Annotated in this window: 13 protein-coding genes; 2 read left to right on the forward strand and 11 right to left on the reverse strand. The window is 67.4% G+C overall.

The annotated features are described in order from the left end of the window. Positions 1–89 precede the first annotated feature (89 nt). The gene (locus LK533_RS09040) at positions 90–1319 is read left to right on the forward strand and encodes an ROK family transcriptional regulator (protein ID WP_229362460.1); all 1230 of its coding nucleotides are present in this window, start codon (positions 90–92) and stop codon (positions 1317–1319) included. A 175-nt stretch (positions 1320–1494) separates the two neighbouring features. Here the strand turns inward: LK533_RS09040 and LK533_RS09045 are convergent, their stop codons facing one another. From LK533_RS09045 to LK533_RS09095, 11 genes are all read right to left on the reverse strand, one after another. Next, complete coding sequence (locus LK533_RS09045; RefSeq protein ID WP_229362461.1) at positions 1495–3450, reverse strand: beta-N-acetylhexosaminidase family protein; 1956 nt, start codon at positions 3448–3450, stop codon at positions 1495–1497. Between the two features lie 49 nt (positions 3451–3499). After that, positions 3500–3760, reverse strand: coding sequence for a hypothetical protein (locus tag LK533_RS09050; RefSeq protein ID WP_229362462.1), 261 nt, complete (start codon positions 3758–3760; stop codon positions 3500–3502). Further along, positions 3757–4878: an NADH:flavin oxidoreductase/NADH oxidase gene (locus LK533_RS09055; RefSeq protein WP_229362463.1), complete on the reverse strand. Its 1122-nt coding sequence runs from the start codon at positions 4876–4878 to the stop codon at positions 3757–3759. Before LK533_RS09055 ends, LK533_RS09050 begins: the two co-directional genes overlap by 4 nt. A gap of 10 nt (positions 4879–4888) precedes the next feature. Next, on the reverse strand, positions 4889–5734 hold the full coding sequence (locus tag LK533_RS09060; protein ID WP_229362464.1) for an oxidoreductase: 846 nt from the start codon (positions 5732–5734) through the stop codon (positions 4889–4891). 152 nt (positions 5735–5886) lie between these two features. Then, on the reverse strand, positions 5887–8940 hold the full coding sequence (locus tag LK533_RS09065) for a TonB-dependent receptor domain-containing protein (protein ID WP_229362465.1): 3054 nt from the start codon (positions 8938–8940) through the stop codon (positions 5887–5889). 11 nt (positions 8941–8951) lie between these two features. Continuing rightward, the gene (locus LK533_RS09070) at positions 8952–9941 is read right to left on the reverse strand and encodes a N(4)-(beta-N-acetylglucosaminyl)-L-asparaginase (protein WP_420705836.1); all 990 of its coding nucleotides are present in this window, start codon (positions 9939–9941) and stop codon (positions 8952–8954) included. Between the two features lie 266 nt (positions 9942–10207). Continuing rightward, the gene (locus LK533_RS09075) at positions 10208–12133 is read right to left on the reverse strand and encodes an alpha-L-fucosidase (RefSeq protein ID WP_229362467.1); all 1926 of its coding nucleotides are present in this window, start codon (positions 12131–12133) and stop codon (positions 10208–10210) included. A gap of 22 nt (positions 12134–12155) precedes the next feature. Further along, positions 12156–14474 (reverse strand): GH92 family glycosyl hydrolase, encoded by a 2319-nt coding sequence (locus tag LK533_RS09080; protein ID WP_229362468.1) that lies wholly within the window; start codon positions 14472–14474, stop codon positions 12156–12158. A 1-nt stretch (position 14475) separates the two neighbouring features. Next, positions 14476–15903, reverse strand: coding sequence for a glycoside hydrolase family 125 protein (locus tag LK533_RS09085; protein WP_229362469.1), 1428 nt, complete (start codon positions 15901–15903; stop codon positions 14476–14478). Continuing rightward, positions 15900–18467: a glycoside hydrolase family 3 C-terminal domain-containing protein gene (locus LK533_RS09090; protein WP_229362470.1), complete on the reverse strand. Its 2568-nt coding sequence runs from the start codon at positions 18465–18467 to the stop codon at positions 15900–15902. The genes LK533_RS09085 and LK533_RS09090 overlap by 4 nt, the downstream gene beginning before the upstream one ends. Next, positions 18464–21052 carry a beta-mannosidase gene (locus LK533_RS09095; RefSeq protein ID WP_229362471.1) on the reverse strand — a complete coding sequence of 863 codons (2589 nt, stop codon included), beginning with the start codon at positions 21050–21052 and terminating at the stop codon, positions 18464–18466. Before LK533_RS09095 ends, LK533_RS09090 begins: the two co-directional genes overlap by 4 nt. A 445-nt stretch (positions 21053–21497) precedes the next feature. On the opposite strand from LK533_RS09095, the gene LK533_RS09100 reads away from it, so the two are divergent. Further along, positions 21498–22235 carry a GntR family transcriptional regulator gene (locus LK533_RS09100; protein WP_229362472.1) on the forward strand — a complete coding sequence of 246 codons (738 nt, stop codon included), beginning with the start codon at positions 21498–21500 and terminating at the stop codon, positions 22233–22235. Positions 22236–22281: the final 46 nt, after the last annotated feature.

The following is a 22281-nucleotide window of genomic DNA, read 5'->3' on the forward strand; positions in this document are numbered from 1 at the left end:
CCAAGGGTCGCCGGCGGGCGGGAGAGACAGATGCACAGAGCCACGACCGAGCCTCCGCATCATCCGTTCCGGCGCCGCTGGATCGCCGCATGATCGCTGCCGCGTCCGGTGCACGTCTTTCCGGAACCAATCTCGAACGCGCTGCCGACCACAACCAGCGAGTGACGCTGCATGCGATCCGGGTATGTGGTTCGCTCACGCGCGTCGAACTTGCCGGCATCACAGGGCTCACGCCGCCTGCCATCGCGAACATCACCCGTCGGCTGCTGCAGGACGGGCTGATCGAGGAGGCTGGCCAGCGCCGTGGGGGGCGCGGCCAGCCGCCGACAAAGCTCGTCGTGCGTCGCAACGCCTGCTACTCGATCGGCGTCAACATCGACCGCGACCATATCACGGTGGTGCTCGTCGATTTCTCGGGACGGACGCTCGCGCGGGCGTCCGAAGAGGTCGCGTTTGCGCTTCCCGACCATGTCCACTCGCTGTACGCGCGGTCGATCGAGGAGATGCTGCGCACGGCGGACGTCGATCCGTCGAAGCTGGTCGGCATCGGTGTCGCGGCACCCGACGATCTCGGCCTGGTCGACTTGCCCGGCCGGCCCCCGGAATATGCGGCGTGGAACGGGCTCGACATGGCTTCGCTGTTCACCGACCCGTACGAGCTTCCCGTGTTCGTCGAGAATGACGCTGCTGCTGCGGCAAGCGGCGAGATGCAGCTGGGGCTGGGCCAGAAATACGGCAGCTTTTTTTACGTGCTCCTATCGTCGGGGCTTGGCGGCGGCTTTGTCGTCGACGGTGCCTATGTTCGCGGCGCCAACGGCCGCAGCGGCGAACTCGGCTTTATGCTTGCAACCGATGGCAAGGGCGGGCGGGAGCCTGTCCAGGCGCTCGTCTCGCTGTCTGGCCTTTCCCGACACCTTGAAGCTTCGGGCTTTGATCTTGCCGACGCCATGCACCGCACCCGGATCGCGCCCGAGCTGTCGGCCTGTGTGGATGAGTGGATCGAGGCGGCCGCCCAGCGGCTGTGTACGCCCGTCTCGGCGATCTGCTGCCTCATCAATCCAGCGACGGTGCTGATCGGCGGTCGCCTCCCGAGCGCCTTTGTCGAACAACTCGCTGACCGCGTGAACGCGCTGATGCGCGAGCAGGTCGATGTGCTGCCGGCGATTGCTCCCGTGGCACGGGCGGCCTTGTCCGAGGACGCGCCCGCGGTCGGTGCCGCGGTGCTGCCCTTCAGCCACTTCCTGCTGCCCAAGCCCGGCGCACTGTGGAAGACCCCGGTTGCCGACCGCGCCACGGCTGGCCCGGCGGCGGTACTGTAACGCCGGATCAACCCGTCCCGCCTTGGGCCGGGCGGGCGCCACCCCGCCATTCAATCCGTAGCCCGGCGCAGGCAGGGAACCAGGGCCGGGCGAAACAACACTTGCGGCGTTTGGGGCCCTGGGCTCCTGCCTCCGCAGGAGCACGGTGTCGGAGATGTGCCGCCTGCGGGGTCGCCTACTCTCCGCGCACATCCTGACCCACGAGGATCATAGAAGGCGCGCGTTCGATGAACACGTCCAGCACGCCGTCCGCCACCTTGATCGGACCCTGCGGCCGGGTGGTGTTCGGGATGGTCTGGATCGCCGCTGCCTGTGCCGCGAGCGCCTTTGCCTGCGCCAAGAAGGCGGGCGCGCGCGAGCCGCCCTGGTCTGCGGACGACAGCCCCATCGCAGTCGCCTGCAGCGCACGGCCCCAGAGCTGGAGCGCGTCCAGCCAGGGCTTGCTCTGCGCGATGAAGCCCGCGTCCGCCACGCCTGCGCGGATCGTGTCGGAGGCGCCGGCGAGCGCATCCGCCGTCGTCTTCAGCTCGGCGAGCGCTGTGCGGCGCGCGCCGGCGTCACCGGTCGCCAGTGCCTCGGCAACGCCGTCGAGCGTAGCCTTCAGCCTGGGTGCCGAGGGCTGCCAGGGCTGGCTGCCGAAGGTCGGCGCCAGATGCTCGACGTCGAAGAAGGTCATCAGCGCCTCGGTCGTCGCAGCATCGTCGGATGCGAGCATCCGCGCTGCCGCTTTCCAGGCGCGGTCCGCATCATAGCCGCGGTCATTCCAGGCAAAGGCGGCGCTGCCGAACACGGCGACGCGGCTCGGCGCCTCCTGGTTCATCGGGTTGGCCAGGATGCCGCTCAGTTCCTTGGAAAGCCCCGCCTCGCGCTTGGCGTAGGGTGCCATCAGCAGCCGGCCCGCGGACTCGCCATAATCGTTGACGGGGTAGTTGTCCCAGAGCAGCGTTTTGCGGCCGAACGCCTTCGTCGCATCCTTGGCATTGCCGATCGAGATGGCGGGCGGCACCACATCGGTGCCGGTCCACTGCACGTACACGGCCGGATCGACCTTGCGCAGCGCCGCCTTATACGGCGTCTCGGTCGTGTTGTAATATTCGGTAGGGACGATCATCAGTTCGGCCTCGTCGCCGTCCTGTGCCTTCAGCCAGCTGTAGATGCTGTTGGAAAGCTGCGCCTGGGCAAGGCCCGCGGCCCGCTCGCCCGGCTCACCCAGCGCGGCGCGATCCTGGTCGCAGTTCCACTTCTTATACTCGATGTCATCGAACGCGATGTAGAAGGAGCGGACGCCGAGCGCCCGGAACGCGTCGAACTTGCGCTTGAGCGCCTGCACATCGGCCGGGTTCGAATAGCAGATCGAGGGGCCCGGCGAGATCGCATAGGTGAAGCGGACGTGGTTGCGCCGCGCCTGGTCCACGAGCCCCTTGAGCGCATCGAGCGTCGCCTGGGGATAATCCTCGCGCCACTTGTCGCGCGCGAACGGATCGTCCTTGGGGCTGTAGATATAGGTATTGGCCTTGACGCTACCCAGGAAATCGAGGTGCGCGGCACGGTCAACCGTCGACCAGGGCGCGCCGTAGAACCCCTCGATCGTGCCGCGGATTGCCATTGCCGGGTGATCGGCGATGTTGATGGCGGGCAGCGACCCGCGTGCCGTCAGCTGCCGCAGCGTCTGCGCGGCGTAGTAGAGTCCGTCCGCGTCCTTGCCGGCGAGCACCACCAGCGCAGCATCGCCGCGTAGGCCGCTCGTCAGCGTATAGCCCTCGCGCTGCTCCGGAAGCGTGCCGTCAAGCTGGGTGACGGCAGAGCGCACCGCCGAGGCAGTCGCCGTGCCGAGGACCACGACCGTGCCCCGCGCGTTCCCGGGAAGGCTGCGCGCAAGGTGGATCGTCTCCACGCCCGCCGCAGCAAGCGCGCCGCGCACGAGCGCGATCGTCGCCGTGTCGATCGTGCCGTCCGCCACCAGCGTCGCTTCGCTGCCCAGCGGCAGGGCGGGGCCATTGAGCGTCATCGACACCGGCTGCGGGAACACCTGCGGCAGGGTAGTGACAGGCCCCGCCTGTGCAGTGCCGGCAAGCAGCGCCGCAGCCGCGGTGGTGAACAGGGCAGTCGAGCGGAAAAGGATCTGAGGCACTTTGGTCTCCGAAAGGTAGCCAAAAGGTCTCAGAACATCGCGCCGCTGTCTAGAGGTTCCGACTGCCAGGGGCAGGCAGGCGCGGAGGCGCGTCCGCAGCGGCTTTCGCCGCTGCGGCGCTGCGTACCAGTACCGCCGTCGACAGCAGGATCGACGAGACCAGCCCGCCGATCGCCAACAGCCCGGCCGGGGTCACCTCGACACTCGCGCTGAACCCGCGGCGGCGCCCGAACTTGAGCGACACCGAGGCGCGCTGGCGTCCCGGCGCCGTCGGGTTGACGGGCGCGGGGGGCACGAGCCCCCGGCTCATGACTCCGCGCTGCCCGGCATGTCGAACAGCGAGCGATACTGCCGCGGCTGTGAGCGCAGATACTGGTCTGCCGCCCGGACCCGGCCGCCCAGATGCGCGGCGGCATGCCACGGCCAGCGCGGATCGTAGAGGATCGTGCGCGCCAGGCCGACATAGTCGGCGTCGCCGGTGCCGACGATCGCCTCCGCCTGCTCGTAGTCGGTGATGAGGCCTACCGCGACGACCTGCACGCCGGTCGCCTGCTTCACCGCGCGTGCCAGCGGCACCTGATAGTTCGGCCCGACCGGGATCTGCTGGCGCGGATCAAGGCCGCCGCTCGACACATGGATCAGCCCGCAGCCGCGTGCCTGCAGCGCCTTGGTGAAGGCGATCGTCTGTTCGACGTCCCAGCCACCCTCGACCCAGTCGGTCCCCGACACGCGCACCGTCACCGGCTTGTCGGCCGGGAAGGCTGCACGCACTGCGTCATAGACCTCCAGCGGGAAGCGCATGCGATTCTCCAGGCTGCCGCCATAGTCGTCGGTGCGCTGGTTGGAGAGCGGCGAGAGGAACTGGTGCAGCAGATAGCCGTGCGCGGCATGGATCTGGATGGCGTCGATGCCGAGCCGGGCCGAGCGGCGCGCCGCATCGGCAAAGGCGTCGCGGACCCGATCCATGCCGGCGCGGTCGAGCGCCTGCGGCGCGTGCTCATGCGCCTCGAACGGCAGCGCGGAGGCGGAGACGGTCTGCCAGCCATTGGCGTCCTCCGGCGGCAGCTGTGCGCCGCCCTTCCACGGCACCTCGGTTGACGCCTTGCGGCCGGCATGCGCCAGCTGGATCGCGATCGGCATCGGCGAGTGCCGACGGACGCTCTCGAGGGTTCGCGCCATCGCCGCCTCCGTCGCATCGTCCCACAGGCCGACGTCGCCGTAGGTGATGCGGCCTTCCGGCACGACGGCCGTCGCCTCGATCGTCAGCAGCCCAGCGCCCGACAGCGCCAGCTGGCCCAGGTGGATCAGGTGCCAGTCGGTCATGCAGCCGTCGACGGCGGAATATTGGCACATCGGCGCGATGACGATGCGGTTGTCCATCTTGAGCGAACCCACGGTGGCCGGGGTGAACAGTGCTGGGGTGGTCATGAAGTCTCCGTCAGGCGTCGGGAAAGTCGGTGGCGAGGCTGATGTCGCGATTGCCCTCGATCTCGGCGAGGCGCTCCTTCAGGCGGGCGACAACCGCGTCATGGCCGAAGCGGCCGAGCACCAGGTGTCGCGGCGGATCGGCCTGCTCGGCAAGCGCGATCATGGCATCGGCGGCACGAGCCGGGTCGCCGGCCTGGGTGCCGCTCACGCCGCGGGTGTCGTCCATGCGCTTGCCGGCGGTCTCGGCGTAGTCCGCGATCCGGTTCGGCGTCTGGCGCAGCGAGCGGCCGGCCCAATCGGTGCGGAACGGCCCCGGCTCGACACAAGTGACGTGGATACCGAGCGGCGCCGCTTCGGCGCGCAGCGTGTCCGACCAGCCCTCGACCGCATGCTTCGACGCGGCATAATAGCCGGATGCCGGGAAGCCGATCAGCCCCGCAACCGAGGTGATGTTGAGGATGCGTCCGCTACGCTGCGCGCGCATCAGCGGCAGCACGGCGCGGGTCAGCGCGAACAGGCCAAAGACGTTGGCGTCGAACTGCGCGCGGATTTCCGCCTCTTCGCCTTCCTCTACGCTGCTTTGATAGCCGTAGCCGGCGTTGTTCACGAGCACGTCGATACGGCCGAACTTTTCCCGCGCGGCAGCAACGGCAGCCGCGATCTGACCGGCCTCGGTGACGTCCAGCGCCACCGCCAGCGCGCGGTCCTCGCGGCCTGCAACCAGGTCGGCGACGGCGTCAGCATTGCGCGCGGTCACCACCACCCGCCAGCCGTGGTCCAGAACGCGCGTGGCAAGCTCGCGGCCAAAGCCGGTCGAACAGCCGGTGATGAACCAGACGGGGGCGGTGGAGGTCATGGCGGCATCCAGATGGAGCAAGGGACCCGAAAGGTAAGGGCCGATCCTCGCTCCGCAACCCGCTACGCCAGGTGACAGGCACCAAAAAAAAGGGCCCGTGCTCGCAAGGAGCACGGGCCCAGTTCATGGGAACTATGTCCGCGGGGAAGCGATCAGAAGTTGACCGTCGCCCCGAACGCGATCTGCCGGCCCAGCGAGTCATACCGCGCCGAGATGGTGTTCGCGCGCGAAAGGCCGATGTCGTAGGAGTTCGGCAGGATCGGCGGCGTCTTGTCCAGGATGTTGTTCGCCGCGAAGCGCAGCGAGAAATTCTCCTGGACCCGGAAGTTCGCCGACAGGTCGAAGTAGTTGTAGGCGCCGATCCGGTAGAAGGTCGAACGGGTCGAGTCCTCCGTCCAGCCGAGCGTCTCGTCATACGAGTTCGACGTGCGGGTCAGCGGGCCCAGGTAGCGCCAGTTCAGCGACAGGCTGAACACCTTGTCCTCGGTCGTATAAGTGCCGCGCAGGTTGTGCGTCCACTTCGGGATGAACTGGCTGCAGCCAGCACCCCCGAAATAGCCGGCGCAGTTGCGCTCGGACAGGAACGATGCGTCCTGTGCACCTGCACGGGTGGTCAGCGAGCCCGAGAAGTCGAAATCGAGGCGGCCGACCTTGCCGAGGCCCAGGCCATATTGTGCCTGGAAGTCCCAGCCGTACGACTTGCTCTTGTAGTAGTTGGTCGTGCCCTGGCGGATATAGCCGGTCGTCGGGTTCGTCGTCGGATCGCTGGACAGCGTCCCGTCGGCGTTGCGGACGAACATGCTGCAGAAGAAGTCGTCGCCCGTCTCAGCGCAACCCTGCGAGAAGTAAGAGTAGTCATTGTACCCGATCGACTGGTTCAGATCGATCAGGAAGCGGTCGACCGAGACGATCAGGCCCGGCAGGAAGCGCGGCTTGAGGACCACGCCGAAGGTCTTGGTGTAGGCGGTCTCCGGATCGACGGTAAAGCCGCCAGCCTTGTAGGTGCAGCCGACGTCCGTCGGGCAGAGCAGGGTGGCGCTGCCGTAGAGATTGTCGGCGAGACCGGTTGCCGCGCAGACCTCACGCGATGCGACCGGCGAGCCATAGGTATTGATCTGCTGGCCCGTGTTCGGATCGAACGTCGTCCCGGTGATGGTGGGTGCGCAGATGTCGTTGTACGCAGTGGTAATCCGGCCGTAGCTGGTGTTGCTCGCCTGGAACTGTTCGACGACCGTTGGTGCGCGCTGCGCACGGTTGATCGAGCCGCGGAAGGTGATGTCCGGGATCGGTGCCCAGACCGCCTCGGCCTTCCAGGTCGAGAAGGTGTCCGGGTTGCTGCTGTACTTCGACAGGCGATAGGCGCCGTTGAACTGCAGCAGGTCCGCGAACCGCTGGTGCTGCATGATCGGGACCTGCAGCTCCACGCTACCTTCCCAGACGTGCTGGGCCAGATAGCGATCCGAGTCGTTGCTGATCGTTTCGCGCCAGATCTCGTCGGCATGGCTCTTGAGCTGGTCCTCGCGGAACTCGGCGCCGACCGCAACGGCCACGCCTTGCTCGGCCCAGGGGCTCTTGATGCCATAGGTGCCCAGGTCACCCTGAACCGTGGCAATGGCGTTGTAGAGCGTGTTGGTGGTGGTTGAAGTGCCGTACGTACCCGAAATCAGGTAGTTGTACAGCGCAGCGTTGTTGACTTCGGAATTGGCGCTGAACGGGTCGAAGGGAACGCAGCCGTTCTCTACGTCGTTTGCGCAGCTGATCACGCCGTTGTTGTTGACCACGTTGAGCGAGTTGTTGACGCGCTCCCATACCGGCCCGGCGGACCAGCTGGTGATCATCTTGTTGCGCGAGTAGACGCCGCCGACATCATAGCTCCAGCCTTGGGCGAAGTCGCCGCGGAAGCCGGCGGTGATGCGCGTGCCTTCGTTGGTGTAGCGGTCTTCCAGGTCCGGCACGCCGCTAAAACGGTAGCGCAGATCGATGGGCACGCTCGTGTTCGTGCCCGCATCCGCGCCGCAGATCGTCGCCGACTGTGCCGCCGACATGTACGGGTTGTCGCAGCTGACCGTGTATGCACCCTCGCTGTACGAGGTCGAGCTGAACACGCGCGCCGGATAGAGGTTTACCGACTTGTCCTTGAACCACATTGCGCTGGCATAGAGTTCCACCGCGTTGGAGATCTCGAACGAGGTGAAGCCACCGGCGTTCCAGCGCTTGCTGCGCCGCTGGAACGAGTAGTTGTCGTACGGATTTTCGGCGAGCGCGGTCGAATAGGGAACGAAGCTGCGCGTGCCGTCCGGGTTGTTCACATAGGCGTTGCCGGCGTTCGGACCGCTCTGGGGCGAGACATAGCCGGTGCGCGTGTAGGTGGACACCGTGCAGCTCAGCGGGCCGTCCTTGACGCTCTCGGTCAGCTGGCAGCCCGAGGTCTCACGCGCGCTGTAGGGGACGAGGTCCGCCTGGCGATAGTTGACGTAGCCCGAGATGTGGAAGCGGTCGTCGAACAGCTTCTTGCCGGCGGTCAGCGACAGGTCGATGCGCGCGCCGTCATTGGTGGTACCGGTCGCCGGCTGCGCAAAGCCATATTGGCTCGCCACGTCCGAGATCAGGCCGGACTTGTTCTTGTGGTTGTAGAAATTGTAGTTCGCGTTCGCCTGGATACCCTCGAAGTCGTTGTCGAGGATGAAGTTCACGACGCCCGCGATGGCGTCCGAACCATAGACCGCAGAAGCGCCGCCGGTGAGCACGTCGACGCGCTTGATCAGCGAGGTCGGGATCATGTTGGCGTCAAGGCCGTTGACGGTGCCCAGGCGCTTGCCGTCGACCAGGACTAGCGTGCGCTCGAAGCCCAGGTTGCGCAGCTTGATGCGCTGGCGGCCGTCCGAGTCCTGATAGTTCTGCTGGCTGTCCGGCGCGACCGACGGGATGCGGTTGAGCACTTCCTCGATGTTCACCGCCGCCTGTGCGCGGATCGATTCAGAGGTGACCGAGGTGATCGGGGCTGCTGCCGCGACGTTCGGGCGATTGATGCGCGAGCCGGTGACGACGATCGAGCCGCTGTCCTCGGCAGCAGCGTCGTCCTGGCTGACGATGGCGGAATCGGTCGTGATCGGCCCGCCGGTGACATTGGCTTCCTGAGCCATCGCCGGCATGGCAACGCCGGCGATGCAGGTGGATGCTAACAACAATCGCGTCATCGTCTTCATCAATAGTCCCCTTAGTTCTTGGCGCCGCTCGGCCCTTTGAGGCTCTGTGCGGCGTGAATGGTTGTCCTGCCTTCGGAATCGGTAACGGCGTAGGTGAAGCCCGGAAGGTGCGCGAAGGCGCCGACCTGCCCGTGACGGTCGATCGCCAGGAAGCCGACTTGGGCATCCCGGACGGCATCGCCGCGGAGCTTCACGATGTGCTGCACGGCCTCGACGCACGCTGCCTGCGGCGTCATTCCCATGCGCATCGAATTGGTGATGCGGGCGGTGCCGACGATCCGGGTGACTTCCTCGCCCACGCCGGTCGCGGTGGCGGCGCCGACGCCCGGCTCCACCATCAGGCCGCAGCCAGCCTGGGGAGAGTCGCCGACTCGCCCGCGCAGCTTGAACGCCATGCCGGAGGTCGTGCAGGCACCCGCCAGCCGTCCGTCCGGACCGCAGGCGAGGATGCCGATGGTGTCATGGTCGAGCGCGGAGCCGCGCTGGTTCTCGCTGTTGGCGACCGGCTTGTACTGCGCAGTCTTCAGCCATTCGCGCCAACCCGCCTCCGCCTCGGGAGTCAGCAGCTTGGTGCGCTTAAAGCCCTCGGCCATCGCGAACTGGCGCGCACCTTCGCCGACCAGCATGGTGTGCGGGGTCTTTTCCATCACCCGGCGCGCGACCGAGATCGGGTGGAGCACGTCCTCCAGCGCCGCGACTGCGCCGACGTGGCCCTGATCATCCATGATGATCGCGTCGAGCGTCACATGGCCGTCGCGGTCCGGATAGCCGCCATAGCCGACCGAGTGGTTCGTCGGGTCCGCTTCGGGCACCTGAGCGCCGGCTTCCACCGCGTCGATCAGCGTGCCGCCCGCCTTGAACCGGGCAAAGGCTGCGGCGTTGGCGGCAGCGCCAAAGTCCCAGGTAGAGATGATGAGGGCGCGTCCGGCGGGTGCGGCGCGCGCCGCCGACGCGGACGCAAGGCCGGCAAGGCCGATGGCAAGCGTATCTCTGCGCGACACAATCACGACCCGGCCCCCCCAAGTGTGTCGGGAAACATCGATACGTTTCCCGCCTCAAAATGGTCGCGCTATCATTTTTGACTGCGCGTCTGTGAAACAAACCTGTCACAGTCCCAAGATCAATACAATACCAAAAAGAGTTAATGGTGCTGTCGCGCGCGGGTGTGGCACTCCTGCCATAGAAGGCGGTTGCAGGCTCGCGTGGCGCAATAAAAAAGGCCGCAGACGCCTGAGCGTCCGCGGCCCGGTACGCGAAGTTGGTGGCGTTATCGTCGCGTGATGAACCCGCCGATGCCGGCGATCGCCAACCGCTCCTTTGGCAATGCCGCCTCGGCAAAGCGCAGGCGCAGGAATCGCGCACTGCGCGGTGTCTCGAACGCGATTCGCTGCGTCGACAGCGCATAGGCGATGTTGCTGAATTCACCCGTGGCGGCGGACTGCCACGTCTTCCCGTCGACGCTCGTCTCCGCGACATAGCCCTTGGGTGGCGCGGCATTGGTCATCACCTGGCGCGATGGCGTCAGGCTGAAGCCGGCGAGCATCACCGTCTCGGAAAGCGCCACCGTCACGCTTGCCGGCTTGCCGGCGGCAGGCGCAGGCTGCGCCCAGATCGTCGCCGCGTCATTGTCGAGCAGCTTTTCCGCGCCCGGCGCGCTCGCCTCCACGATCTTCCAGCCCGACGTGTCGAGCACTGTTGGATCGGACGAAACGATCGCCGGCACCTCTGCCGGGGCGACGGAGCGGAACAGCGCGACTTCGCTGATGGCCGGGCAAGCCGGCGCCTCCAGGATGCGCAGCCGCACGCGCCGGGCGGCGATCGGCTTTTCGAGCCGCACGATGCGCTGGGCGGAAATGCACTCATGCTCGCCCAACGTCTGCCAGCGGCCGTCCACCTCTGCGTCGATGGCGAAGCGCGTGACGCGCACGCCCAGCGGCAGATATTCGCGCACGCGGATCACGTCGAAGCTGCGCCCCGGCGGCAGGTCCAGGGTCAAGCTGGGGTTGGTGACGCCGTCGGGCGCCGACCAGTAGCTCTCGCGATCGCCGTCCAGCACCCGTGCCGGCTCGAATCCGCGCCCGCGGCTGTGGCTCGCCGTCGCCACCGCGCCTTGTGCCAGATCCTTGGCGAAGGTCGCGCGGATCGCTTCACCAAAGGACTTGAGGATCTTGAGGTCCTGGTCGGCGATGCGCCCGCGCCGGTCCGGCGGCAGGTTGAGGTTCAGATTGGTACCACGTCCAACCGACTCGTCGTACAGCCGCACCAGCCGTTCCGGGCTCTTCACCTTGGAGTCCTCGTCGGCATGGTAGAACCAGCCCGGACGGATCGACACGTCGGTCTCGGCCGGCCACCACAGCTCGCCACCGCGCACCCCGCTGTTGCCGTCCTTCTGGTCGTAGGGCTTGTTCGGCATCGTCGGCCAGCACGGGTCGCCCGCGACGCCGTCCTCGTTGCCCACCCAGCGGATGTCGGCGCCCAGCGGGTCGAAGGTGCAGGCGTTGGGCTGCAGCTTGTGGACCATCGCGATGATCGAGGGCCAGTTGTAATAGCGCGGCGCGTCGATCTTCCGCGCCTCACGCGCGCCGCCATAATAGCCGTCACCGCCGTTGGCACCGTCGAACCACACTTCGAACAGTTCGCCATAGCGGGTGCACAGCTCGGTCAGCTGCGCGCGATAATAGGTGATGTACGCCGGCCGGCCGTATTCGGCGTGGTTGCGGTCCCATGGCGACAGATAGAGGCCGAAGGGGAGGTTGGCGCGGCGACAGGCGTCCGTCATCTCGCGCACGATGTCGCCCTTGCCGTCCTTGTACGGGCTGTTGCGGATGCAATGCTCGGTCAGGGTCGTCGGCCACAGGCAGAAGCCGTCGTGGTGCTTGGCGGTCAGGATCAGCCCGCGCAGTCCGCCTGCCTTGGCCGCCGCGACGATCTGGTCTGGGTCGAAGTCGCTCGGATTGAACAGCTTCGGGCTTTCGTCGCCAAAGCCCCATTCCTTGTCGGTGTAGGTGTTGATCGAGAAATGGACGAAGGCATAGGCCTCACGCCCGTGCCAGCGCCATTGGCGCGGGGAGGGAACGGCGCCCCAGGGCTTGGGCGCACCGCTCTTGGTGGCGGCAGCGCGGGCGGCGCCGGCGGGAAGGGCGCCTGCCACCAGGCTGGTGGCGATCAACGTACGCCGCGAAACATCGGTCATGGGTAACTCCGACAGGAACAGGTCAGGCAGGCGTGCTGCCATAGGAAGGCGGGCGGTCGGCTAGCGCGCGGCCGAAGTCGCGGTTGGGCGTCGCGCTCATGGTGAAGCGCAGCGTGCCGCCTTTCACAAGCTCACGGTGCGCAATCCAGCTGCGCGTCCAGGGACGCCCGTTCCAGTGAACGGCCGCGACGTACGGCGTGTCCGCGCGGTTCCCCGGTGCCTCGATGATCAGGCGGCGGGTGCCGCCCAGCTTCAGCTCGGCACGCTCGAACAGCGGCGATCCGAACACATAGGCAGCCTCCACCGGATCGACCGGATAGAAGCCGAGCCCGCTCATCACGAACCACGCGCTCATCTGGCCGCAATCGTCGTTGCCGATCACGCCATCCGGATCGTCCTTGTACATCTCGGTCAGCAGCCGCCGGACCATCGCCTGCGTCTTCCATGGGGCACCGGTATAGGCATAGAGATAGGCGACGTGGTGGCTCGGCTCGTTGCCGTGCGCATATTGCCCGACCAGACCCGAGATGTCCGGCGGCGCATTGTCGGGCAGCGTCGAGGGTGCCGAGAACAACGCGTCGAGCTTTGCCTCGAACGCCGCATCGCCGCCGAAATGCGCGATCTGGCCATAGATGTCGTGCTGGTTCAGGAAGGTCGCCTGCCAGCCGTTCGCCTCGGTATAGTCGCGATACTCCGACACCTTGTGACCGATCTGGATCGGGTCGTAGGGCGTGATCCAGCTGCCGTCGGCAAGCCGTGCTCGCGCGAAGCGGATCTTGGGATCGAGCACGTTGCGATAGTTCAGGCTACGCTTGCGCAGGGCCGCTGCGTCTTCGTGCGCGCCGGCCGCCGCGGCCAGATGCGCCATCGCCCAGTCGTCATAGGCATATTCCTGCGTGCGGCTGACGGACTCGTCGACTCGGTCGGCGGGCAGGTAGCCGAGCGCCGCATAGTCGCCGCGGTGGCGGGTTCCGGCGACGTCGGGCGTGCTGGGGTCGAACGCCCGCTTGCGGATCGCCGGCCAGGCGGCGGCATAGTCGGCGGCGATCCCCTTGGCATGCGCCTCCGCCATCACGGCGACGGCATGCTGGCCGATCATCGTGCCCGTCTCGACCGCCTGGAGCGGCCACACCGGCGGCCCGAAGCGGCTCTCCTGGCTCTGGCGGAGCAGGTCGTGGGTGAATTCGACCGAACGCTCGGGCTCGATCAGGGTCAGCAGCGGATGGAGCGCGCGATAGGTGTCCCACAGCGAATAGGTGCTGTAGGCGCGCTCCCTGGCGCCAAGCTGATGGACCTGCTGGTCCATGCCGAGGTAGCGGCCGTCGACGTCGGAAAACAGCGTCGGCGCCAGTTGCGCATGATAGACCGCGCTCGCCAGGATGGTGCGCTGCGCGGGTGTCCCGCCGGACACGCGCACCGTGCCGAGCGCCTTGTCCCAGGCCTTGGTCGCCGTGCGGCGGCGCATGTCGAAGTTCCAGCCTCGACCTTCGGCATCCAGGTTGGCGAGCGCGCCCGCCACATCGACGCCGGAAAGGCCGCACTTGGTCAGGATCGGAGCAGCACCGGCATCGTCATAGTGCAGGACGATCTTGAGCTTGTCGCCCGACACGCTGCGCGTGCCCTCCGGCTGCGCCTTGTCGTCGACGTACAGGGTCACGCGATCCGGCGTGCGCGAGAGGCGCAGCGCGAAGTGGATCTTGCGCCCTTTGGCCCAGCGATAGACCGACCGGCTGCCCGTGATCGTACCGTCCTCGGCGATCGCCAGCGTGGCGTCGCGTACCAATCGATAGCTCGGCGGCTGCACCGGCGGCATGTGCCAGAAGTCGATCAGGACATGGCCGGGCCCTTGCGGGAAGCGGTGCCGCTGCCAGCCGGTCCGCTCGGTCGCGGTCAGCTCCGACAGCACGCCGCTTTCCAGCCGCACCCGGTAATAGCCGGGCTCCGCATGTTCCTCGGAAAAGCGCTGGCGGTAACCCTGGTCCGGATTGTCGCGCGGACCGGGCACGAGCTCGACGGGCCCGCGGGTCGGCACCACCAGTACGTCCATCAGGTCGCCGATGCCGGTGCCCGACAGATGGGTGTGCGAGAAGCCCATGATCGAGGTGTCGGTGCGGTGATAGCCGGAGCACCCCTCCCACCGCACATTGTCGGTATCGGGTCCGACCTGCACCATGCCGAACGGCATGGTCGGGCCGGGATAGGTGTGGCCGTCGCCCCCGGTGCCGATGAACAGGTCGGGCGGCGTCTTCTCGACCCCGCGGCCGACTGCCTGGTGAGGCAGGCTGAGCGCGGTCACGGCCAGGCCGGAGGTCGCAAGCAAAGTGCGGCGGCTCATCGTCATGTCAGAGGGCTCCAGCCAGCAGCTTCGGGCGTCGATCGGCAAGCGTCACCAGCAACTCCCCGAACAGCCCGTTCGCCCAGGCGAACCAGTCGCGGGTGAACTTCACCGGATCATCCTGATCAAATGCCTCATGAATGAAGCCGGTACCGCCGTCGGTATCGCGCAGCATCTTCAGGCACTGGCGGATCGTCGCGTCGTCCTCGGCCACGAAGGCGCGCTGGATCAGCGACATCGGCCAGATCTGACCCAGGCCGACATGCGGTCCGCCGATGCCCTCGGCCGCGCGCCCGCGCGACCAATAGGGATTGGCATCGCTCCACGCGGCATCCGCGGTCCGGCGGAACAGCGGGTCGCTCGCCGGCATGCAGCCGAGATAGGCGAGGCTCGAAAGCGAGGGCACGTTGGCGTCGTCCATGAAGATGGCGTTGCCATAGCCGTCGACCTCAAACGCCCAGACCTCACGCCCGTCGCGCAGGCGCATCTTGCCGTACGCGTGCAACGCCGCCTCGACCTCGGCCGCAAGCGCGGTCGCGTCCTCGGCCAGCGCCGTGTCGCGGCGTGCCTCGTTGGCGACCACGGCGAGTTCTCGCAGCGCCGTCACCGCGAACCAGTTGGCAGGGATCAGGAAGGGATAGACGCACGCGTCGTCGGACGGACGGAAGCCACAGTGGATCAAGCCCACCGACTTCGATGGCGGCCCCCAGCCGTCGAGCATCAGCGTCTCAGTGGTGCGATTGCTCACCCGCTGGAAGCGATACGGTCCGCGATTCTCTTTGCGCTGCTGCTCGCGAAAGGTGCGGACGCTCGCGCGCGCGGCCTCGGCCCATTGCGCGTCGAACGGCGTCGCGTCCCGTGTCGCCTGCCAATAGCCGTGCGCCAGGCGCATCGGATAGCACAGCGAGTCGATCTCCCACTTCCGCTCGGCGACGCCGGGCTTCATCTCGGTCTGGTCGGTCAGCGCCCAGCTGAGCTCGGTCTTGCCGTTCGGATCCTCCAGGAACGCGTTGGCATAGGGGTCGATCAGGATGCAGCGCGCCTGGCGGTGGATCAGCCCCTGGAACAGCGTGCGCAGCTTCGGGTCCTGCTTCACCAGATGCAGGTACGGCTTCACCTGCGCGGCCGAATCCCGCAGCCACAGCGCGTCGATGTCGCCGGTGATGACGAAGCTGTCGGGCTTGCCGTCGACGGTGCCCATCTTCACGGTGGTGTCGAGCGTGTTCGGATAGCAGTTGCCGAACATCCAGCGCAGCTTCGGATCGCCGATCTTGGCGGAGACCCGCGCGATCTCGCGCTCCACCGCCTTGCTGGTGAAGCGGCGTTCGGCCAGCGCAGGCCGCTTGCTGGCAGGCGCCGAAGGCGCCGTGCGGGCGAAGGCGGGCGTTGCCGCCAGCGCCACCCCGGCGCCGATCACGGAACGACGATCGATCATTTCGCAAGCTCCCGGGCGTCGCCCGTCACAGTGAAGTCGGTCCAGGCGCCGACGCCGTCACCCGGCTGGCCGCCGCCGACATAGAGGCGATAGGCGCCCGGCTGCACGGTGCGCGTACCATCGCGTGCGACGGTGCTCAGGCTGCGCGGATCGAGGTCGAAGCGCACGGTCTGCGTCTTGCCCGGCTTCAGCGACACGCGCTGGAACGCCACCAGCTGGCGCTGGAGCACCGGGGTGGTGAGCCCGCCTCCCTTGCCTGCGGCCGGCGGCACCAGATAGGCCTGCACCACCTCGTCGCCAGCGCGCTTGCCGTCGTTGCGTACGGCCACGCTGACCGACACATTCGCCCCGGTATCGCCGGCCTTCGCCACCGGCGTGCCGTAACCGAAGCGCGTGTAGCTCAGTCCGTGACCAAAGCCCCACAACGGCTTGCCCGTGAAGAAGCGATAGGTCCGCTCCTTCATGCCATAGTCGGTGAAGGCCGGCAGGTCGCTGGTCTGGCGGTAGAAGGTGACGGGCAGGCGGCCCGACGGGTTGTTGAGCCCGGCTAGCGTCTCCGCGATCGCAGTGCCGCCCGACTGGCCCGGGTACCACGCCGCCAGGACCGCATCGGCCATGTCGGGATCGATCGAGACCGCGCTGCCGCTGGTCAGCACGACCACGACCGGCTTGCCGGTGTCGCGCAGTGCGGCGAGCAGCTTCTGCTGAGCGAACGGCAGCGCGATGTCGGTGCGGTCGCCGCCGACGAAGCCGGGGACGCTCACCTGCAGCGCTTCGCCCTCAAGATCTGCCGAGAGGCCGAGCACCGCGACGATCACGTCCGCGTCCTTGGTCGCCTCGACGGCCTGGGCAAGCAACGGTTCGGCCGGCGGCAGCCACAACAGGCGAATGCCCTCGTCCTCGCCCTGGTGGTCCAGCTCCAGGCGGATGTCGACCGCGCGACCGTCGCTGGTGAACGGCACCTCGACGCGACCCTTGGTGATTTCGCCCGCCATCAACGGCTTGCCGTCGACCCACAGCCGCACGGAATCGTGCGACTTGCAATATTTCCAGCAGACCGGCGTATCGATCGCCAGCCGGTAGGCACCCGGGCCGGGCGGCACCAGTTGCCCGGTCCAGCGGACCGCGAATCCTTCGGGCGAAAGCTGGGGCAGGGGCGCCGCGCGATTAAAGTCGAAATCGACGCGCCGGTCCTGGCGGACCGCCACCGGCGTGCCGGTCACCGTCCTGCTGGCGAAATATTCCCCGCGCAGGCCCGGCTTGCCGTCGGCGCGCAACGCCGTCTCCGGGACCACCACCGCTGCGCCATCGGCGAGGACCGACCCTTGCGCATAGCGGACGTTGGCCGCGCCGAACTGCTTGCGGATGCCCTCGAGCGGCGTCACCGGTGCACCCGCCGTGCCGTGGTAGTTCGCCTGGAGCACGCCCAGGTCGTCCGCATTAGTGCCGATCACCGCGATCCGGCTGCCGGCCTTGAGCGGCAGGCGGTCGGCATCGTTCTTCAACAGCACGATCGATTTGCGTGCGGCTTCCAGTGCCAGCGCGCCGTGCGCAGTCGCGCCAAGCTGGTCAGGCTTGATCTTGGACCACGGACTGCTCGCGCCGAACGCGATGCCGAGTGCGCGACGGGCGTTGAGCGACCGGACCAGCGCGGTGTCGACCTCGGCTTCGGTGACCAGCCCCTTGGCGACGGCCTCGGGCAGGGCGGCAAAGCTCGTGCCGCAGTTAAGGTCGGTGCCGCCCTTGATCGCCGCCGCCGATGCCGACGCCGCGTCGAGGCGATAATGGTGGAACATATGGATGTTCGCGACCGCGTCACAATCGGTGACGGTGAAGCCGCGGAAGCCCCAGTCTTTGCGCAGCCGGTCGATCATCAGCGACGGCAGCGCACAGACGGGCGTTCCATGGATCGAGTTGTACGCGCACATCAGCGACTGCGCCTTGCCCTCGGTGATCGCCATGCGGAACGCCGGCAGATAGGTGGACTCCAGGTCCTGCGGGCTCACGTCGACGTCGAAGCTGTCGCGCCCCGCCTCCGGCCCGCTGTGGACCGCGAAATGCTTCGGCGTGCCGATCACCTTCGGGTGCGCGGCATCGGGTCCCTGCAGCCCCTGGATGAAGGCGGTGCCGAGCTTGCCGGTCAGGACCGGGTCCTCGCCATAGGTTTCCTGGCCGCGGCCCCAGCGCGGATCGCGGAAGATGTTGATGTTGGGCGACCAGATCGTCAGCCCTTCATAGATGAGCCGATCGGCGCTCGCGGGCTTGCGATTGTACATCGCGCGCGCCTCGGTCGACACCACATCGCCGATGTCGTGCAGCAGCTGGACGTCCCAGGTCGCGGCCATGCCGATCGCCTGCGGGAAGACAGTGGCAACGCCGTTGCGCGCCAGGCCGTGCAGCCCCTCGTTCCACCAGTCGTACGCCGGCAGTTCCGCCTTGGGATCGGCCGGTGCGCTGCTCTGGAGCTGCGCCGCCTTTTCCTCGATCGACATCTGCGACACCGTCGCGACCACCGGATCGGCCGGCGCCTCGACGCCGGCGAGAAGCAGGGGAAGGAAGATCATGGTCGGGCACTCAGCGTACGAAGGGTAAGGGCGCGCGCAAGCGCACGTGCGGAGGCATCGGACGCGACGTCGATGGTCACGCTTTCACCGGGCAGCAGGTCAAAGCCATCGTCGCTCGGCTGGGCGGCGACCGTGCCGAAGTCGAGCATCACCGCACGCGCCAGGTTCTTCGCGGTGATCGTCACCTGCTTGCCCTGCCAGCGCGTCGAAAGCTCGGGCGCGGGATAGGCCATGTCCTTGGGCAGCATGCGCTCGAACACCTTGCGCGACACGGTCTTGCCGTCGACCACCAGCTCCGCGACCGCATAGCTCGCGTTGGCTGGCGCGGTGCCGAACAGCTCGGCATCGGCGAGGCTCGCGATGTCCGCCGCCGAGAGCGGCGCCAGCGTCGTCGTGCCGCCCTTGTCGCCCAGCGGCTGCCCGGCCATGTCGAACGCGCGCACCCGCCACTCGGCCGCGATCGGCTGCGTCGCGTCGGAGACGAGCGCGATCCGCGTCTTGCCGTCGCGATGCTCGGGCACGATTGCCTGGGGCGCAAAGAAGCGCCGCGCCGCATAGTTCAGCAGCTTCCACCGGCCATGATAATCGATGCTCGCCCAGGAGATCGAAGGCCAGGTGTCGTTCATCTGCCAGAAGAGCGAGCCCATGTTGGTCGGGCGGCAGGCACGATGATGGCGCGCGGCCATGTCGATCGCCTGGGCCTGGTTGACCTGGGTCAGGTACACCGTGTCGGCGAAGTCCTTGGCCGGGCGCAGCCGCTGGTCGAGGTACATCTTCAGCCGCTCGTTGCCTTCGCCAGCCAGGAACTTCTGGTGGCCCTTCAGCACCGGGCTGTCGAGCGCGAGCGGGCCGTTGCCGGCGAACTCACGGATCGTCGCCATGTCCGGCATCGCCTGGAAGCCATATTCGGACATGAAGCGCGTGCAGCTATCGAGGTAGTTCTCGACCGGCTTGGAGCCGGACCACACGTCCCAGAAGTGGCGGTCGCCCGCGGCGTCGGTGTCGACCGGACCCTCATAGTTGGTCGACGGCGATCCCGGCCAATAGGGCGTGCCCGGCGAGCGGGTGAGCACCGCGTCGCGCAGCACCTGGTTGAACAGCACGGCCATGCCCGCACCGATCCGCTCCTGCTCATCGGCGCCGATGCGCTTCTTGAACGCCTTGCGGTCCGACCAGTTTTCCCAGCCGGACAGCACTTCGTTGCCGCCGGACCAGGCGACGACGGAGGGGTGCGACTGGAGCCGTGCGACCTGCTGCTCGGCCTCGACGCGGACGTTCTCGCGGAATTCCGCATCCGGCGGCGTCACCGACCCGCCGAACATGAAGTCCTGCCAGATCATGATGCCCATCTCGTCCGCCATCGCGTAGAAGGCGTCGTCGAGATAATAGCCGCCGCCCCAGATGCGCAGCATGTTCATGTTGGCGTCGACCGCGCCCTGCAGGATGTGCCGCATCTGCGCTGCCGGCACCCGGCTCGGAAAGTTGTCGAACGGGATGACGTTCGCGCCCTTGGCAAAGATCGGGATGCCATTGACCTGGAAGCCGAAGCCGCCGTCCTTGGTCAGCAGTTCCACCGTGCGCAGCCCGATGCGGCGCTCGGTCCGATCGGTTTCGGCACCCGCCTCGACCAGCGCCGCCTGCACACGGTACATGGGCTGCGCGCCATAACCGACCGGCTGCCAGCGCTGCGGATTGGCAATGGTCAGTGGCACCGTAACGCGGTTCTCGCCGGCCGCGACCTGCACCGTCCGCTCGACGCCCTGCGTCTGCCCGTTGGGACCGACGACATTGGTGCGCAGCGTCACGCTGCCGGCGGTATCCGCCATCAGCGTATAGCGTGCTGTCAGCTGCGCCTCGGCATCGTTGATCGCTTCCTGGTCGACCTGAAGCGTTTCGATGCGCACATCGTCCCAGGCTTCCAGGCGCACCGGACGCCACACGCCGATGTTGATGATGCGGGGACCCCAGTCCCAGCTGTAGTGGTATTTGGGCTTGCGGATGTAGGGCGAGCTCTGCTTGCCCTTGGGCTCGTCGCCGAACGCGGAGTCATATTCACCTGGCAGCGGGTTCGCTTCCTTCAGCACCATCGGCTGGAGCGTGCGTACGGGCGAGGCGATCGACACCAGCAGCTCGTTGCGCCCGAGCTTCAGTGCGGGCTTCGCATCCACCCGCCACTGGCGATGGGCGTTGGCCGTCGCGAGCAATTGCTGTCCGTTCACCGACACGGTCGCGAACGTGTCCAGCCCGTCGAACACCAGCTCCAGATGGTCGCGCCGGAGCATCTCGGCCGTGACGTCGATGGTGCGGCGGAACTGCCAGTTGGTGAGCCCGGCCCACTGGATCTTGGCTTCGTTCAAGCCCTGGAACGGATCCGGCACGCGCTTGGCGGCGATCAGGTCCTGCTGGACGCTGCCGGGCACTTGCGAGCGGAACCACTTGGCCTCGCGCGGGTGCTGGCCTGCGGCGGTCGCGTCGGCGGGATCGATGCGGACCTGCCAGTCGCCATCCAGCGAAACGTGGGTGCGCGGCGCGCTCCAGGCCGGCAGCGACGCGAACAGCAGGGGAAGGGCGATCCAGCGTTTCATGATGCGGTCTCCGTCAGAGTCGCCTGTCCGGCTGCATCGTGCAGGCCGAAGGTCGGGGAGGGGAATGGAACGGCGCGGTGCTGCACACGCGCGGCAAGGGGCAGCGAAGCGGGGAAGCGGACGCGCACGGCAGCGGTATGTCCTTGCGGCGCCCGGTCCTCGAGCGGCAGACATGCCGTGCACCCTCGCCGCTCGGGTCGGCTGAACCTCGCCCCCATCCGATACTCCCCCTTTCGGGCGTCAGGCGCCCTGGTATTGTAACTGTGTAACCAATATAGGTCCTGGCATGCAACAGAACTGTGCCGGCTGTAACACTTTGACGCGGAACGAACGCGCCTTCCAGGCTGGCAATACCATTGCAGGACCGGAGTTGCCCGCGAACCGCGCTTACGATAGCTCTTGTGCAAACAGGGCGCGAACAGCGCTGGCGGGGGGAGCGGAACGGATGGGCTTTTCGGATCAGGTGGGACGTTTTCGTGCGGGCAATCCTTCCCCGCTCTACCTTCAGCTCCAGCAGCTGATCCGCGAGGGTATCAACAGCCATTTGCTGGGCCAGGGCGACGCCATCCCGGCAGAGCGCGACCTTGCGACCGAATATGACGTGTCGCGCATCACCGTTCGCAAGGCGATCGGCGGGCTTGTGGAGGAAGGGCTGCTCACGCGTCGCCGCGGGGCGGGCACGTTCGTGGCCGGGCGTGTCGAGAAGAGCTTCTCCAAGCTCTCCTCCTTTTCCGAGGACATGGCCGCGCGCGGGCGAGCCGCCAGCAGCCGCTGGATCTCGCGTGCGTCCGGCACGGTCAACCCGGAAGAGGCGATGGCGCTGGATCTGTCGCCCGGCGCGCCGGTGCTGCGCTTCCACCGCATCCGCTCGGCCGACGACGTGCCGATGGCGCTCGAATATTCGACCATCGCCGGATATTGCCTGCCGTCGGTGGAGGCGGTCGGGGACTCGCTGTACGAAGCGCTGGAGGCTGCCGGCAATCGGCCCACGCGCGCGCTCCAGCGGCTGCGCGCCGTGCCGTTCGGGCTCGAACAGGCCAAGATGCTGGGTGTCGACGCGGGCGCGCCCGGCTTGCTGATCGAACGCCGCGGCTTCCTGCGCGACGGGCGCGCAGCCGAGTTCACGCGCTCCTATTATCGGGGCGACGCCTATGATTTCGTAGCGGAGTTGACCGACCTCTGACGGTCGCCCGCCGCTTCACCCGCGCGGCCGAGCGGCCGCCATCCGG

Origin of the sequence: Sphingomonas sp. PL-96 (assembly GCF_020707215.1) — a bacterium.
Lineage (GTDB): Bacteria > Pseudomonadota > Alphaproteobacteria > Sphingomonadales > Sphingomonadaceae > Sphingomonas.

What these genes read in the sequence shown, in the direction of transcription:
- LK533_RS09100 (WP_229362472.1), top strand. Translation starts at nt 21,498, where the DNA reads ATGGGCTTTTCGGATCAGGTGGGACGTTTTCGTGCGGGCAATCCTTCC.
- LK533_RS09040 (WP_229362460.1), top strand. Translation starts at nt 90, where the DNA reads ATGATCGCTGCCGCGTCCGGTGCACGTCTTTCCGGAACCAATCTCGAA.
- LK533_RS09085 (WP_229362469.1), bottom strand. Translation starts at nt 15,903, where the DNA reads ATGATCGATCGTCGTTCCGTGATCGGCGCCGGGGTGGCGCTGGCGGCA.
- LK533_RS09050 (WP_229362462.1), bottom strand. Translation starts at nt 3,760, where the DNA reads ATGAGCCGGGGGCTCGTGCCCCCCGCGCCCGTCAACCCGACGGCGCCG.
- LK533_RS09075 (WP_229362467.1), bottom strand. Translation starts at nt 12,133, where the DNA reads ATGACCGATGTTTCGCGGCGTACGTTGATCGCCACCAGCCTGGTGGCA.
- LK533_RS09090 (WP_229362470.1), bottom strand. Translation starts at nt 18,467, where the DNA reads ATGATCTTCCTTCCCCTGCTTCTCGCCGGCGTCGAGGCGCCGGCCGAT.
- LK533_RS09060 (WP_229362464.1), bottom strand. Translation starts at nt 5,734, where the DNA reads ATGACCTCCACCGCCCCCGTCTGGTTCATCACCGGCTGTTCGACCGGC.
- LK533_RS09080 (WP_229362468.1), bottom strand. Translation starts at nt 14,474, where the DNA reads ATGACGATGAGCCGCCGCACTTTGCTTGCGACCTCCGGCCTGGCCGTG.
- LK533_RS09065 (WP_229362465.1), bottom strand. Translation starts at nt 8,940, where the DNA reads ATGAAGACGATGACGCGATTGTTGTTAGCATCCACCTGCATCGCCGGC.
- LK533_RS09095 (WP_229362471.1), bottom strand. Translation starts at nt 21,052, where the DNA reads ATGAAACGCTGGATCGCCCTTCCCCTGCTGTTCGCGTCGCTGCCGGCC.
- LK533_RS09055 (WP_229362463.1), bottom strand. Translation starts at nt 4,878, where the DNA reads ATGACCACCCCAGCACTGTTCACCCCGGCCACCGTGGGTTCGCTCAAG.